This window comes from Belnapia sp. F-4-1, from assembly GCF_000802185.1.
GTDB lineage: Bacteria > Pseudomonadota > Alphaproteobacteria > Acetobacterales > Acetobacteraceae > Belnapia.
This window is the reverse complement of the sequence record NZ_KN676113.1, coordinates 3,572,456-3,586,564: the sequence shown is the minus strand read 5'-3', so window position 1 is coordinate 3,586,564 and position 14,109 is coordinate 3,572,456. Positions and strand designations below refer to the sequence as shown.

Annotated in this window: 11 protein-coding genes, 1 pseudogene and 1 other annotated feature; of the genes and pseudogenes, 4 read left to right on the top strand and 8 right to left on the bottom strand. The window is 68.5% G+C overall.

The annotated features are described in order from the left end of the window. Positions 1 to 7 precede the first annotated feature (7 nt). On the top strand, positions 8 to 529 hold the full coding sequence (locus LH62_RS16985; RefSeq protein WP_043363234.1) for a DUF6428 family protein: 522 nt from the start codon (positions 8 to 10) through the stop codon (positions 527 to 529). Between the two features lie 154 nt (positions 530 to 683). Here the strand turns inward: LH62_RS16985 and LH62_RS16980 are convergent. Beyond that, positions 684 to 2,159, bottom strand: a pseudogene (locus LH62_RS16980) (SulP family inorganic anion transporter). An 80-nt stretch (positions 2,160 to 2,239) separates the two neighbouring features. Then, positions 2,240 to 2,295 (bottom strand) — a sequence feature (sul1 is cis-regulatory element that is thought to sense ions involved in sulfur or methionine metabolism; They are found in Alphaproteobacteria). Between the two features lie 375 nt (positions 2,296 to 2,670). Here LH62_RS16980 and LH62_RS16975 point away from each other — a divergent pair. The 3 genes from LH62_RS16975 to LH62_RS16965 all read left to right on the top strand — a co-directional run bounded on the left by LH62_RS16975 (position 2,671) and on the right by LH62_RS16965 (position 4,443). Next, positions 2,671 to 2,916: a hypothetical protein gene (locus LH62_RS16975; RefSeq protein WP_144404511.1), complete on the top strand. Its 246-nt coding sequence runs from the start codon at positions 2,671 to 2,673 to the stop codon at positions 2,914 to 2,916. Then, positions 2,909 to 3,970: a hypothetical protein gene (locus tag LH62_RS16970; protein ID WP_052214609.1), complete on the top strand. Its 1,062-nt coding sequence runs from the start codon at positions 2,909 to 2,911 to the stop codon at positions 3,968 to 3,970. Before LH62_RS16975 ends, LH62_RS16970 begins: the two co-directional genes overlap by 8 nt. A 152-nt stretch (positions 3,971 to 4,122) precedes the next feature. Next, on the top strand, positions 4,123 to 4,443 hold the full coding sequence (locus LH62_RS16965; protein WP_052214608.1) for a hypothetical protein: 321 nt from the start codon (positions 4,123 to 4,125) through the stop codon (positions 4,441 to 4,443). A gap of 447 nt (positions 4,444 to 4,890) precedes the next feature. Here LH62_RS16965 and LH62_RS16960 read toward each other — a convergent pair whose 3' ends face one another. The 7 genes from LH62_RS16960 to LH62_RS28500 all read right to left on the bottom strand — a co-directional run bounded on the left by LH62_RS16960 (position 4,891) and on the right by LH62_RS28500 (position 13,834). Further along, positions 4,891 to 5,355 (bottom strand): hypothetical protein, encoded by a 465-nt coding sequence (locus LH62_RS16960; RefSeq protein ID WP_043363229.1) that lies wholly within the window; start codon positions 5,353 to 5,355, stop codon positions 4,891 to 4,893. 76 nt (positions 5,356 to 5,431) lie between these two features. Beyond that, a complete protein-coding gene (locus LH62_RS16955) occupies positions 5,432 to 7,828 on the bottom strand; it encodes a two-component system VirA-like sensor kinase (RefSeq protein WP_255360023.1) in 2,397 nt (798 codons plus the stop codon). A gap of 20 nt (positions 7,829 to 7,848) precedes the next feature. Then, entirely contained in the window at positions 7,849 to 8,817 is a 969-nt protein-coding gene (locus tag LH62_RS16950) for a cytochrome-c peroxidase (RefSeq protein WP_082012621.1), read from the bottom strand. After that, positions 8,817 to 9,587 carry a response regulator gene (locus LH62_RS16945; RefSeq protein WP_082012620.1) on the bottom strand — a complete coding sequence of 257 codons (771 nt, stop codon included), beginning with the start codon at positions 9,585 to 9,587 and terminating at the stop codon, positions 8,817 to 8,819. The genes LH62_RS16950 and LH62_RS16945 overlap by 1 nt, the downstream gene beginning before the upstream one ends. 268 nt (positions 9,588 to 9,855) lie before the next feature. Next, positions 9,856 to 10,734, bottom strand: coding sequence for an alpha/beta fold hydrolase (locus LH62_RS16940; protein WP_236552654.1), 879 nt, complete (start codon positions 10,732 to 10,734; stop codon positions 9,856 to 9,858). A gap of 5 nt (positions 10,735 to 10,739) precedes the next feature. Continuing rightward, complete coding sequence (locus LH62_RS32720; protein ID WP_082012619.1) at positions 10,740 to 10,982, bottom strand: DUF1127 domain-containing protein; 243 nt, start codon at positions 10,980 to 10,982, stop codon at positions 10,740 to 10,742. A gap of 263 nt (positions 10,983 to 11,245) precedes the next feature. Next, complete coding sequence (locus LH62_RS28500) at positions 11,246 to 13,834, bottom strand: winged helix-turn-helix domain-containing protein (RefSeq protein WP_052214606.1); 2,589 nt, start codon at positions 13,832 to 13,834, stop codon at positions 11,246 to 11,248. Positions 13,835 to 14,109: the final 275 nt, after the last annotated feature.

The window sequence follows — 14,109 nt, the reverse complement described above, 5'->3', positions numbered from 1 at the left end:
GGTCACGATGAACGCGCCTGTCCTCCCGGTGAACATCGGCTTCCAGGGCGACGCCTCGTTGGGCGTTGTACTCGACGCTTTGCTGCCCCATGGGGCGCGCCGGCTGGTCATCAGCTACGACGGGCGCCAGACCGGGGGCGGCTACCACGTCACCGAGGTGAAGGCGGGCTCCTTCGTCACCCTCGACTGCGGCGGCAACCCGGATGCCTGGCGGGAGACGATCCTGCAGGTGGAGGACCTACCCGCTTCGGCCGACAAGCCGGACCCCATGGAGGTCGGCAAGTTCCTTTCCATCCTGGAGAAGGTGGCAGCTCGGGTGAACCTTGAGCCGGACAGCCGGCTGACCTTCGAGATCGGGCCGCCCGGCCGTCCCATGCAGGTCTTCGATGTCGAAGCCATCCGCGTCGAGGCCGCCAGCGTCGTGATCGAGCTGGGTCCCCGGCCCGCCATCTGCAAGCCGCGGCACCGTGCCGAACAGGACGCCAAGGCCGGCTCGGCCTGCTGCACACCGCGCAGCGGGTGCTGCTGACGCCGGCGTCATTTCCGAACATTTTGAGGCAGCTGCCCTCGTAGGCGCGTCGTCAACGGCATGCCGATCCCCGCGGGGGCGCGCTCCTTCCAACGCGGATCATGCCTTGCCGATGCCGCAGCGGCACTCATAGCCGCGCATCAGCCTGTGCGCTTCAAGAATGGGGCCGGACGGGTGCGGCAGCATCCTGCCTGTGCGAGGCGAACCGCTCGACCATGGTGGCGCTCGCTTCGATCAAGCCAACCACCCGCACGTCGTGCCCGTAACGGCGCCCCTTGAGCACGACCCGATCCAGAGCGCCGACGGCCGAGATGTCCCAGAACTGGGCGTCGCTGACGTCGATGACGATGTGCTCCGCGGGCTCCAGCAGGTCGATCGCGTCGAAGAGGGTGCCTGCCGAGGCGAAGAAGACCTGGCCTTCCACCTTGTAGGTGCGAACCTTGCCGTCGGCCGAGAACTCCGAGGTGACGCGGCTCAGGCGGGACACCTTGCCGGCGAAGAAGACGCCGGAGAGCAGCACTCCGACCAGTACGCCCTTGGCCAGGTCGGCCGTGGCGACGACGGTCGCCACCGTCGCCAGCATCACCACCGAGGACGGCAGCGGGTTGCTTCGCAGCCGCGCAATGGAGGCTCAGGAGAAGGTATTGATGGAAACCATGACCATCACCGCCGTGAGCGCCGCGACCGGCACGATGGCGAGCAGGTCCTGGAGGACAACCAGCAGCACCAGGAGGAACACGCCGGCGGTGAGGGTCGACAGGCGACCGCGGCCTCCGGAAGACACATTGATGACCGACTGGCCGATCATCGCGCAGCCCCCCATGCCGCCGAAAGCGGCCGAGGCCATGTTCGCCACGCCCTGGCCGACGCACTCCCGGTTCTTGCTGCTGGGCGTGTCCGTCATGTCATCGACGATCTGCGCCGTGAGCAGCGATTCCAGCAGGCCGACCGTGGCCAGCGTCAGCGACACCGGAAGCAGAATCTGCAGGGTCTCGAGCGTCATCGGCACATCGGGAAAGCCGAAGCTGGGCAGGGCCGAGGGAAGCTGACCGAGGTCGGCGACCGTCCGCACGTCGAGGCGGAGTGCCGCCGTCAAAGCCGTCAGGACCGCAATGGCGACCAGTGGCGAAGGAACGGCACGGGTGAGGCGCGGAAAGCCGTAGATGATGGCCAGGCCGAGTGCGACGAGCCCATAGGTTGCCGCCGAGACGTCAACCAGCTGCGGGAGTTGGGCCAGGAATATCAAGATCGCCAGCGCGTTGACGAAACCCGTCATGACGGACTGCGACACGAACCGCATAAGCCGACCCAATTTGAGAAGGCCGGCCAGAATTTGGAAGATGCCCATCAGGATGGTGGCGGCCAACAGGTACTGCACCCCGTGATCGCGCACGAGGTCGGTCATCAGGACCGCGGTCGCAGCCGTCGCCGCGGAGATCATCGCCGGACGGCCACCCGCGAAGGCGATGACGCAGGCGATGACCACGGAGGCGTAAAGGCCCACCTTGGGGTCGACGCCAGCGATGACGGAAAAGCCGATCGCCTCCGGTATCAAGGCAAGGGCAACGACGAGGCCGGACAGGATATCGCTGCGGGTGTTCGAGAACCATCCGCGCAGCGGGGACCGCATGTGTTTCATAGGAGCGAGGAATCCGCATCGGACACGGAGAGCGCGCCGGGTGCCGCCGGGCTATCCTGGAATGTCGCATGCGTTGTCCGGCGGATCAGCGGCCGGAAGAGCCACCCGGGATTGCGCCGGGTCCGTACGAATAAGTAAAAGATAACCGCAACCGTGCTGCGCTGCAACCTGGGCATCTGGTGGTGATTGCGCCTCGCAAACCCTGCGATCCGACCAAAGCCTGCAGGCGATGCCATGACCGAGGAATCGAGACTTGCAGCACGATGGTGCGCATCAGCGCTGCCCTGGGCCCAATCATACCGTATGCAGACTTGTGATTATGATTACGAGGGCTGTTCCAGTAACCTCATCCAACCATGACATCCGCGCCGCCATAGCCCCCTTTCTCCTGTCGCCCTGACACGCCGCTTGCGGCCCAGGGCTACATGCGTCCCGCGTCCCGCGGGATGGATGGCCGCGCTTTCTTACGCCGTTGCTCGCCTGAACCTCATGCCCGCATGAGGTGAGCCGCACGGAGTTTGCCTTGATGTCCGTGTTTCCGATTCTACCGCATCCCATTGGCGGCTCGACCCTGCCGCTTGCCTTCAACATCCTTCCCGCCTTCTCAACCCTCCCTCTGGCGCGTTCTGGCATCGACGCCGATGCTGGCGGGGCCTGGCACGACACAAAGCTGGACGTGCCGACTGGCGGCACTCAATCCGCGCCGCATGCCATGGCTGCCCTCGCGGAGGCGCCGGCCGATGCATGATCCATCGAACTCCTCGGGCAATCCCAAGGTTGAGAAAGATGCCCTGGCCCCAGCGGCCACCGCGCCGCCATGGCGCAACTACCTGGCTGCCTTCCTTGGCTCGCTCGCTGCCATGTTCGCGCTCTTCTACGGTGCGCTACTCGGTCTGTCGGCAACCGGCAACCTGCCTCCCCCGGCCCTCACGAACTCGCTTTGCATCGATGAGAAGTTCGCATCGATGCGGCAGCATCGTCCCGAGGCCCCGAACCTGCTGGTGGTGGGATCCTCGGTCGCCTGGCGCCACTTCGACGGCGATACCCTGACGCGTGCGTCGCCTGAAGCGGCGCCCTTCAATGGCGGCATGTGCGGCCGCAGCATCAACCAGACCGGCTACGCCACGGAATGGCTGCTGGGCCATTTCGATACGGTGCGCGACGTGCTGCTCATCGCGGCGCCACAGGATTTCAACAGCTGCCCGGCGTCCTCAACCGCCTTCTTCGACCCTGGCGACGTGGACGACTACATCTTTGGCCGGGCGACTCCCTGGCTGCATTACACCCGCTACTTCTCCCTGGTCTCACTGGTGCGCAATGCCCTGTCCATCGCCGGCAAGCGCTCGGGAGCGGACAGGATCGACCCGCTGGTCTTCGACAGGTATGGCAGCGGCCCGCTGGGAGGCGATGGCGTCAGAGGCAGCCTGCTCTACGGCAAGGTCGCCGAGGCGGATCCCGCCTGCCTCGAGGCGTTGTCGCGGCTCGCAGCGAAGCTGCGGCAGGACGGACGCCGCTTCATGGTCGTGTCCACGCCCCTTCACCCGGAATGGAGAAGGCTGCACGACCCCGCAGGCGATTATCTGGGCCGCTTCAACACCGCCCTGCAAACCGCCCTGGCTGGAAGCGGCGCGGAGTATTGGGACAGCAACTCCTCCTCATCGGTGGAGGCGAGCGACTTCTTCGATGCGATCCACCTGCGCTGGGCCGCAGTCCCGGAATTCACGGGCGACCTTGTGAAGGCTTTCCACCTCGACCGCGGCGTCGCCGGGCTCGCGACGGCTATCGTTCGGGGAGGTGCCTGATGGCCAGGGATTCTGCTCTAACCTGGAGGCTTCGCTGCCACGGCAGCGTCGTGCATGGCTGTGACGACGTCATCATGCCGGGGGTATGGCCTCCTGTGCGCTGCAGAGTGCCGGCAATCCGACATGCCTCCCCGCAGGTTGCGTGAGCCCAGATGAGGCGCAATCCTGAGCATGCCAAGGCGGCGCTCGCGGAAGTGACGGCAAGGAAGATCGAGCTTGGCCGCCCACGGCGCCGGTCCGGCAACGCCGAGACGGGCAAGACGGCTCGGGCGGCCTCGTCGGCGGCCGCGACGCAGCGCGCGATGGAGGTGCTGCCCTATCTCGAAGTCGCGCGCCGCGCCGGCGCCATCACCTTGCAGCAACTCGCCGACGCGCTCACCGCCCGGGGTGTGCGTACGCCACGCGGAGGAGAGCGGTGGTTTCCCGCGCAAGTCCGACGCTTGCTGCAGCGTACAACCCATCATCCACGCTGAGGCGGCGTCGAGGACGACCTGTTTTCGCGGACGCCCAAAGGCTTGCGACAGAGGTGTCCGAGATGCGGCAGTTCAGGGTGGACCAAGAGCCATTGGATGCTCAGTGGCCCTCTTGCGTATTCCCACATGTTGCATCGATGGGCTGCTCGATGACGCCGGAGCGGCGGCCAGGGACCGGTCCATGACAGAGGCCCGCCCGGTTGTCGTCCAGGACGGGCGGGTCGCACAGCATCGTCTCGGTCATGTGGGGGTGGAGGCTATGCCGCGAGGGGCGACCCGACCGGGCTGGGCCGCCGTGCTCCTGCCAGCGCAGTCGCAGCGGCCAGTTGCGGAGTCCATGCTCCGGAGCAGCCCGTGTGGAGCACCTCCGCCCCAGGGTGCCCGGCAATGCCCGACCCAGCTGACAGCGGAAGGCGTGTCCCCACGCCCCCCGCAGCCAGCCCTTTGTCAGCCCTGTGGCTCGGCCTGGCGCGACGCCTTCCGGACTGACGTGCCCGGCGGACCAGACTCGGGCATCGAGCCATCACCACCGATCAGCGCCTGCCACAGCCGCTCGGTGTCCGCCGGCACCCAGACCGTCGCACTCTCGCTGCTGCCGAGGGTGACCGGCATCATCCCGGCACGCGGCGGTTGACCGAGCTGAGGATCGAGACGGGTGAACGTGATGTTCTCGCCGCCTCCGCTGACGATCACGTGGCCGCCACCGACGATGTTGCCGTGCGGGCCGGGGCCGTGGTCAACCGTCCGATCCTCGCCGGAACCGATGATGTGCGGGTAGTATGGTTGCGCGGCAGACAGGGCCGGCAGCAGGCCGAGGCTGAGCGCAGCCACAGCGCAATATGTGGCGCGACGGCTTGGCGTAGCGCGGCTGGGGGGCGCGCAAGCCGTGATGGGGCGGGCGATGTCGTCCATAACGACCTCCTTCTGGTTGACGGAAGGAGAGTGGACGCGTCGCGCAACCCGACGATGTCGGACCGGCGCCTTTCGGCTACCTCGGTAACCCCACGCCCGATGCGGGCGATGCAACAGCGGAGCGGGATTGCCCAGTCGGCCGGGTGGATCGCGCTAGGCTGCGATGCAGCGTCGCAGCCAGCTCCTCCGCCCGCAGCGGCCAGCTTATGCAATGGACATCGGCCATCTGCGGCACACCTGCGAGGATGACCGGCAGCCCGGGTGCCGCACGGCGGATCGCCCTCGCCAATTCCGGGGTGCCTTCCGGAAGCAGTGCGGCCTCGAAGCGATGGGGTGCGCCGCGCAATGCTTCCAAGGCGGCGGCCGCGGCGCGAAAGCCCCGCGGCTCGTACCCGAGTGCGGCAAGCAGTTCCTCCTCGTGCGGCAAGCGGTCGTCGTCGTGCAGAAGCAGCACCAGCCCGCCCTCGCCGCGCGGCAGCTCGCGCCGCGCCGCCTCCGCGGCGATGGCGCGCGGCAGCCACACCTCGAAGCGGCTCCCCTGCGCCGGAGCGCTCTGCACCGCGATGCCGCCGCCATGGGCCAGGACGATCTCGCGTACCGTCGCCAGGCCAAGCCCGTGCCCCGCCGGGCGGGTAGTGAAGAAAGGCTCGAAGATGCGACCGAGTGTCGGTTCGTCCATGCCCGGCCCCGTGTCCAGCACGTGGATGAGGAGGTAGTGGTCGGGCCGAAGCTCGCCGAGCCGAAGCGCCAGCTTCGCGTGGAGGATGCGCGCTTCGACCTCTATCGTGATCTCCCCTCCGCCGCCCATCGCCTGCGCAGCATTGCGGCAGAGATTCACGATGACCTGCTGCAGACGTGTCGCATCGCCCAAGACCATGGTGACCTCGCGCGGCGGATCGACGACCAGCCGCACCTCCGCAGGAAGCATGGCGCGCACCAACGTCGCCGTCTCCGCGAGGAGGCTGCGGACATCCACCTCGCCCTGCGGCTTCGGCTGCTGTCCCCCGAATGTGAGAATGTCGGAGGTCAGGTCTCGTGCGCGTTCCGCGGCACGGCGGATATCGCCGATCCGTGCCCCGGAAGGCTCTGCCTGCGCCATCTCGGCGAAGCCCATTATGGCACCGATGATGTTGTTGAAATTGTGCGCGATGCCGCTGGCGAAGGTGCCGAGCACCTGCATCTGCCGTGACTGTGCCTCCTGCGCGGCCAGGCGCATCCGCTCCGCCTCCAGGCAGCTCCGGGTCACGAGGTTGAGGACTGCGTCGAGCGCGAGTCCGAGCGAACCAAGCTCCTCTTCCGACGGCACACGTCCGGGACGCGTCAGGTCGCAGCCGAGCAGGGCCGTAATGTTGCCCTCCAGCCGACGCACCACCGCGAAACAGGCGTATGGCCTGCCCGGCATGTCGCGCAATCCGGGATGCTGGGGAGGCAGGCTCAGCGTGCCCGCCGCCGAAGGCGAATAGCGGGCAGCCACCGCGATCGCGGCCTCCCTCCAGCCCGGCGTCGGCGCCTTGCCATCCTCCGCCCAGAGATGTGCGCGGGAAGCCTTGCCTGCGATCAACAGATAGGCACGCTGCGCGCCCAGGCGCCGGGCGATTTCCTCCAGCGCCTGACCGAGGCTGGCCTCCGAATCGCCCTGGCTGGTGCCGATCAGGCGGGCCGAGAGGCGTGCCAGCATGTGCTCGAAGGCAAGGTGACGCTGCATGGCGAGCGACTTGGCACGCAGTCGAACGCCCAGCAGCAGCAGGCCGCCCAGCAGCAGGAGCGCGCTGGCATAGAGCAGCAGCCGGTAGCGCCGTGCCACAGCTTCCTGCGCGTTGCGCCGGGCCTGCAGCTCCGTGGCGATCATCTCCCGCGCTGGCCCGCTCGCGTTGGCGAAGAGGTCGCGCAGCAGCCCGTCCGCGCGCGGCAGCAGGTCGTGCAGCAGCCAGCCATGCGCGAGCAGGGCTGCAGCCGGCTCGACTTCGCTGCCCGTCGCGGCTTTTTGGCCCATGTAGGCAAGGCCGCGCCGCACTTCTTCGAGCACGGGCGCCGATGTGTCGAGTGTCAGGTGCAGCATTGCCGAGCCAAGCCTGCCGGCCCCAGCCAAGGGCACGCCGCTACCGGACGGGGCAGAGAGGCGGGCCGTCAGGCGCCCGAACTGCGCCAGCGAATTCTGCAGCAGCGCATTGGCACTCTTGCTTGCCTCGACCAGTGCCTGCTGCCGGACGCGCCAGGTTTCCAGCCGCTCGACATGCGCAGGCGTGGCGAGCTCGCGCAGCCGCGTGATCGCGGCCTCGACCTGCCCCTCGGCCCGAACGAGGGGGTCGTAGTCGCGCAGCAGCCCCACGCGGGCGGAAAGCAGGTCGCGTCGCATGGCGGCTTCGGCCAGCTCGATCTCGTCCAGCAACTGCATGGCCGTGTCGATGGGCTGCCCGTCCACGGCGAAGCCCCTCAAGAGCAGCCAAGTGAGCAGGAGCAGGACTGCCGCCACGGCGGGCAGGATGCCGAACCTCACGGCGGAGCGGCAAGCGGCATGCCGCGGTACCTGCCGGTCAGCGTCCGCAGGAAGGCGATGATGGAGGCGATCTGTTCGTCGTCCAGCACAAGGTTGAGCTGGGCGAGCCCCATGCCGCGCACCGCCTCTTCCAGCGTGGCCGCGCTGCCGTCATGGAAATAGGGCGCAGTCACCGCGACGTTGCGCAGGCTTGGCACGCGCAGGATCTGCGGCTCGGGCGCCGCCAGCGCATGGAAAATACCGTGCCGCTGGAAAAGATTGCCGCCAACATTCGTGCCCTGGTGGCAAGCAGCGCAGCCCACGCTGCGGAACAGCGTGTACCCTGCTCGTTCCTCCGGCGTGATCGCTTCGGCTTCGCCGGCGAGCCACCTGTCGAAAGGGCTGCCCGGCGTTACGAGGCTGCGCTGATAGGTAGCGAGCGCGTCAAGCAGCGCCTCCTTGTCCGGAGGCCGGCGATAGGCATCATAGAAGGCCGCGACGGCGGACGGGTCAGCGGACAGGCGCCCCAGCACCATGTCGGGGCTCGTGCCCATGATGGCGGGGCTGCGGAGCAAGGCTTCGGCGTGCGCTTCCAGGCTGCGTGCACCGCCCTCCCAGCCGAGGCGGAAGCTGAAGGCCGCATTGAACACGGTGGCAGTGTTCAAGGGCAGCTCCTGCCCGTCCAATCCTAAGTCGCGCCGGTTCGCCGTGGCGCCGTTGGTCCGCAAGTCGTGACAGGAGGCGCAGGCGCGCGAGCCGTCGCCAGACAGGCGCGGATCGACGAAAAGACGCTCACCCAGTGCGCGCCGGCGCTCTTCAACGACCATCGGGTGCAGGACGCCGATGGGGTGGAGACCTTCCGTCGTTTCGGTCACGCCTGAATGGGCCGGACCCTCGCGCTCCCCCTCCAGGCTGCGGCTTACCAGGATAGCGGCGAGCAGCAGCGCAGCGAGCGGCACGCTGGTCAGACGCAGCGCCACGCGCATCACACGCGCACGACCGCCACATCAAAGATGTAGCCAATGCCGCGCTCGGTGCGGATCATGCCGGCCGCGCCGCCGGCGTCGAGCTTGCGCCGCAGCCGCAGCACCTGCACGTCGATGCTGCGGTCGAAGACATCTTCATGCAGATGTGTGGCCTTCAAGAGGCTTTCGCGGGAGAGCGGTCGGCCAGGTGCATCGAGGAAGGCGCAGAGCAGCGCGAACTCTCCCTTGGTAAGGTGCACCTCCGCACCGTCGGGCGCCGTCAGGCGGCGGAGGCGGCGGTCCAGCATCCAGCCTTCGAAGCGATGCCGCACCGCGACGCGCCGGAGTCCGGGATGGCTGGATTGGCGGCGCAGCACGGCGCGGATGCGCGCCAGCAGCTCGCGCAGGCTGAAGGGCTTGGTGACATAGTCGTCGGCGCCGAGCTCCAGGCCGATCACGCGGTCCACCTCGTCCCGGCGCTCGCCGGTGACGATGATGACGGGGATATCGGAGCGGGCGCGAGTTTCGCGCAGCAGGTCGAGCCCGCTCTGCGCGCCCAGCCGTAGGTCAAGCACCATAAGCGCCAGGTCGTCACGCGCCAGCTGACGCTCCACTTCCTGTCGTTCGACCGCCTCGAGCGCATGCAGGCCATTACTGCCCAGGAAGCTTACGATCATCCGGCGCATGTCGGGGTCGTCGTCCACGACGAGAACCCTCGGCGACCAGGAGGCGGGTCCGGTTTCGGTGGGGTGGTCTTCGATCGTCTGCAACGTCGTAGCGGTATCGAGCATCGTCCTGCCATCGTCGTGATTGCCATGGGCGTCCGTCCGGGCCGGCCCTGCTGCGCATGGCGCCCGCCGGCGTGCGACCGGCCGACGGACCCGTCCGCGGCATATGCGGGGTGCTTGTTGCAGGCACATGTCGCGCCGCCGGCCTAATGGTTACAAATGTCATGGACGCCCGGTGCCGATTGGCTGCGGCACTGGTCAGGCGCCGCTTTCTCCCGAAAGGCAGGGCAGGCCCGTGCGCAGCGCAGGCCGCTTGCCGCCGGGCCCGGTGTCAAGCCGAGGCGCACAGCCCCGCATGCTGGAGGAAGCCGAGAAGGTGGTCCGTCACCACCTCCGGCGCCTCCAGCGACGCGATGTGGCCAACGCCCGGCAGCACGGCGAGCTGGCAGGCGAGCGCGCTCGCCATGCGCTCAGCTTCTTCCACGCTGCGCGGGATATCGGCCGCGCCATGCAGCACGATGCGGGGCATGCGAAGCCGTGGTGCGTCATCCAAGGCATCCCGGCGCCCAAAGATCATGCGGCCGAGCGGCACGACGCTGTCCAGCAACCGGTCACGCGGCCAGTCCTGCAAGGCGGCGCGGAAGCGCGCCGGGAGGTCCGGCCGGCACGATACGATGTCGGGCGCGAAGAACATCGGCACGACGGCGTCCAGCACGTGCGATGAAACCGCGCCTGCGCTGGCTACCGCGTCCAACATGCCAAAGAAGCGGAGCTTCGCCGGCTGCGGCTCGGCGCCGATGAAGCTGTCGAGCAAGGCCATTGCCCGCACGCGGTGCGGCGCGAGGCAGGCCATTTCGAATGCCCACATGCCGCCAACCGACAAACCGCATACGGCGAAGCTCTCAATGCCCAGCGCGTCCATCAAGGCGAGGTGCTGGCGCGCGAGGCCGCCGACGCCCTGCGTGACCTCCGGGAGACGGCCAGAGCCGCCATGTCCCCACAGGTCGGGAACGACGACGCGGTAGTGGCGCGCCAACACCTCGACCTGCGGGCGCCACATCTCGGCGCTCCAGAGATAGCTGTGGCCGAGCAGCACCGTGTCGCCACGGCCCGCGTCCAAGACATGAAGGGGCGAGCCGTCCACCTCGATCAAGTGCTTGCGCACGGCGAAGTCCGGTGTGGCGGCCCGTGCGGAAGTCATCGACTGCATGGCGGTCACTCGCCCCCGCCGCGGCGCACGAGCCGGGTCACTTCGCATCGTGACATGCCGATATCGGCAAGCATGCTGTCGCTCATCGAGGCGAGCTCCGCCTCCGCGATGCGGGCGCGGTAGCATCGCTGGGCCCAAAGCTCAAGCCGCCGAATGAGGTGCAATGGCCGAGCGGCGTGTCGGCCATGGTGGACAAGCGAGGCCAGGTCTGGCCCAGCGTTCCATGAAGCGCGGTTCGGAATGTGCATGGGGAAAACTCCGTGTCCTGCGCCCTCGGAGAGCGCACCGCCTCCATCGCTCCGCCATGTCGCAGGTGAATGTCCGGAGCTGCCGCTTCGGCTACAATGGAAACACGGAGCGGCGAGAACGCTCGCCTCCAGGCGCGGAGCACCACGCCTTTCCCCCTTGTGCGTGTCTCACTTCTCCGTGTGGTCTTGCCGTTTCTTCGGACCCACGGCGTCCCGACATAAGCTGGCTTGCAGCCACCGCCGCAACGCACCGGCATGCCGCGTCATGACCGCGACGCGATAGCGAAGGCCTCCGCCACCATTTCCTCCTCGTCAAGGCAGGCTCCGCGCGCCGTCATCCGCTCCAGCTCGTCCGGGGTCAGACGCTGGCGCAGCACCGCCAGCAGCCGGTCATGAACGGCCTGCGAGCCGAAGCTGCGCAGGATGCCGCGCTGCGCATGACAGAACTGGACATAGCCAAAGAGCCGCCCGGCCGTGGCGAGGTCGCCCTCCATCGCGGCGATCAGCGCCAGCCTCTCGAGATTGGCGGCCACCTCATGCGGCAGGCCCATGAGGCGGGCTGCTGTCAGCCTCTCCGCAATGATCGGGCGGGCACGGGCGATGTCGCCTTCCGCAAGCCGGTAGGATGCCACGGCCCCGGCGATATGCTGCACCCAGGCGGAGCGTGCCTGCGCCGGCTCGAGAGAGGCCAGCGCTTCCTGCGCGACCGCGATGGCTTCTCCCATCCGGCCTCCCGCACAGTGGAATTCGGCCATGCTTCCTAGCGTCAGGGCGATGTCGCGCGGGCTGCGGAGGCGCCGGGCGATGGAGAGTGCCTCCTCCAGGTCTGCGCGCGCCGCAGCAGGCTGGTTGCCGCGCAAGCGAAAGACGGCCCGGGCCCTCAGGCAGGAGACAAGGGCCTTGCTCGCCCTTTCGCCGCGGAGCAGGCTTTCGGCCTCGTCGACTAGGGGTCCGGCGGCGGCGAGGTTGCCCGAAAGGGTGTGCTGCCAGGCTTGCCGCCATAGCGCCCGCCCAAGATCGACCGGGCTGCCGGCGGCACGGAACAGCGCAGCTGCCCGGCGCGCGGCGTCGAGCGCCTGGGCGCCCCTAGGAGCGATCCACCCGCAGCGACCAAGCCACAACCGGCCTGCAACTTCGGGCGGCGTTGCCTCGTCGATCCTGGAGATCGCCAGGTCGAACCAGTCGTGCAGCTCGCCCGTCAGCGAAAGTTCGGCCCAGACATGCTCGGTATGGCTCGCCAGCTCGACGCCGAGGCGCTCGTCGCCGTCCGGTCCGAAGGCCCAGGCCAACCCTGCCCGCAGGTTCTCGATCTCTGGCGCATAAAGGGCGAACCAGTCGTTGTCCGCCATGAACGGCCAATCCGCCTCGGCCCGCTCGTAGGCCTTCACCAGCCATTGCACCAGGCTGCGCCGAGCCTCGGCCAGGGCGGACGCGGAAAGGCGCTCGGCGGCGTAGTAGCGTGTCGAAGCCAACAGGCGGTAGCGGGCCTGTACCCCTGTCAGGTCTGCCTGGACCAGCGACTTGTCCACCAGCGCGGCGATCAGGCCGCAGACTGCGTCCTCCCCGGCTGCGCAGCCCGCCAGGAAGGCGGCGGAGCCGGCGGTCCAGGTGCCGCTGAAGACGGACAGCCGCAGCAGAAGCGCGCGCTCCAAGGGTTCCAGCAGGTCGAGGCTCCAGCCGATCGTGGCCCTGAGCGTCTGCTGTCGCGCCAGCGCCGTCCGCCGCCCGGCGGTGAGCAGCTCGAAGTGACGCTCCAGCCTCTCGCGGAGCTCCGTCAGGGTCATGGCCTGCAGCGCCGGGGCCGCGAGCTCGATGGCAAGCGGGATGCCGTCTAGCCGCTGGCAGATTTTCATGATCTCGCCCGCCTCGGCATCGCCCGGCACGAACTCGCCGAGCGCCGCGCGGGCGCGCTCGACGAAGAGCTCGCTGGCAGGGTAGTCCGCCAGCCGTTTGGCGGTGACCGCGACACCGGGTGCCGCCGCGTCCAGAGGCTGCAGCCGATGGAGCCGCTCGCCCTCGGCGCGGAGCGGCTCGCGGCTGGTCGCCAGGATCACGATGCCGGGGCAGCTTCGCAAGATCGCCTCGGCTGCGTCGGCGGCGGCGCGCAGCAGGTGCTCGCAGCCGTCGAGCACCAGCAGCCCGCGCCGGCCCGCCAGGGCCGCAATCACGACGTGGAGCGCGTCGCCGTCGCCGACATCGACACCAAGGCCGGCAGCGATGGTGGCTGCGACAAGGCGAGGCTCCTTCACCGGGCCGAGATCGGCGAACCAGGCGCCATCCGGGTAGCCGTGCCGGATGCGGTCGGCAGCTGCGAGGGCGAGCCTTGTCTTGCCCACACCGCCGGCCCCCACGACCGTGACGAGGTGCGATTCGCGCAGACCTACCTCGACCCGTTCGAGGTCGCCGTCGCGGCCGACGAGCTTCGTCAGTGGTCGCGGCAGGTCCCCCGGCCATGGCGGGGAACCCGCCGGGCCCGGCGCCTCCGCCCGGACCGATAGCAAGAGAGCGGAGGCAGGCGGGGGCTGCCATCCCTCTTCAGCCGGGATTTCGGTGACGGCGGCGACGAACCGGTACCCTCGCCCGGATAGCGTGGCGATGATTCCGCTGCCAAGGAGCTTGCGCAGGCCGGCGATATGGACGGTGAGGTTCCCCTCCTCCACGACGCGGCCTGGCCAGACCAACTCCATGAGTTCGTCCTTCGAGACAACGCGGTCGCGCCGCTCGACCAGGGCCAGGAGCAGGTCGAAGGCGCGCCCGCGGATCGGGACCTCCCTGCCCTCGGCGACAAGGGTGCGACGGTCCGGGACCAGGCGAAAGGGCCCGAAGGCGAAAGCTTTCGCGGTCTCGGCCATGACGACGCCCCTCCCTTTGGAAAAATTTGCATTTCTTCGCTCGGCGCTGCCATGCACCGGCCGCCATCATCCGATCGAACGCACACTACACGCGACGCGTGCGGCCGACCTACCCCCAGCCGGGGGCGGAGGGCCGAGCTGCGGCCTGGACGCTCCTTACGCGGCTACCGGGATGCGGGCGAGCCCTGTTGCGAGCGGCACGGCGCCGCGCGCATGCATCCCTCCTTGCTCCGGAAATTTGGATCTATTTGGCGGCGCGACGAGGACTTCAAGCC

Excerpts from the sequence above, each read along its gene's own strand:
- LH62_RS16985 (WP_043363234.1), top strand. The coding sequence starts at position 8 with ATGAACGCGCCTGTCCTCCCGGTGAACATCGGCTTCCAGGGCGACGCC.
- LH62_RS16970 (WP_052214609.1), top strand. The coding sequence starts at position 2,909 with ATGCATGATCCATCGAACTCCTCGGGCAATCCCAAGGTTGAGAAAGAT.
- LH62_RS16965 (WP_052214608.1), top strand. The coding sequence starts at position 4,123 with ATGAGGCGCAATCCTGAGCATGCCAAGGCGGCGCTCGCGGAAGTGACG.
- LH62_RS16960 (WP_043363229.1), bottom strand. The coding sequence starts at position 5,355 with ATGGACGACATCGCCCGCCCCATCACGGCTTGCGCGCCCCCCAGCCGC.
- LH62_RS16950 (WP_082012621.1), bottom strand. The coding sequence starts at position 8,817 with ATGCGCGTGGCGCTGCGTCTGACCAGCGTGCCGCTCGCTGCGCTGCTG.
- LH62_RS16945 (WP_082012620.1), bottom strand. The coding sequence starts at position 9,587 with ATGCTCGATACCGCTACGACGTTGCAGACGATCGAAGACCACCCCACC.
- LH62_RS16940 (WP_236552654.1), bottom strand. The coding sequence starts at position 10,734 with ATGCAGTCGATGACTTCCGCACGGGCCGCCACACCGGACTTCGCCGTG.
- LH62_RS32720 (WP_082012619.1), bottom strand. The coding sequence starts at position 10,982 with ATGCACATTCCGAACCGCGCTTCATGGAACGCTGGGCCAGACCTGGCC.
- LH62_RS28500 (WP_052214606.1), bottom strand. The coding sequence starts at position 13,834 with ATGGCCGAGACCGCGAAAGCTTTCGCCTTCGGGCCCTTTCGCCTGGTC.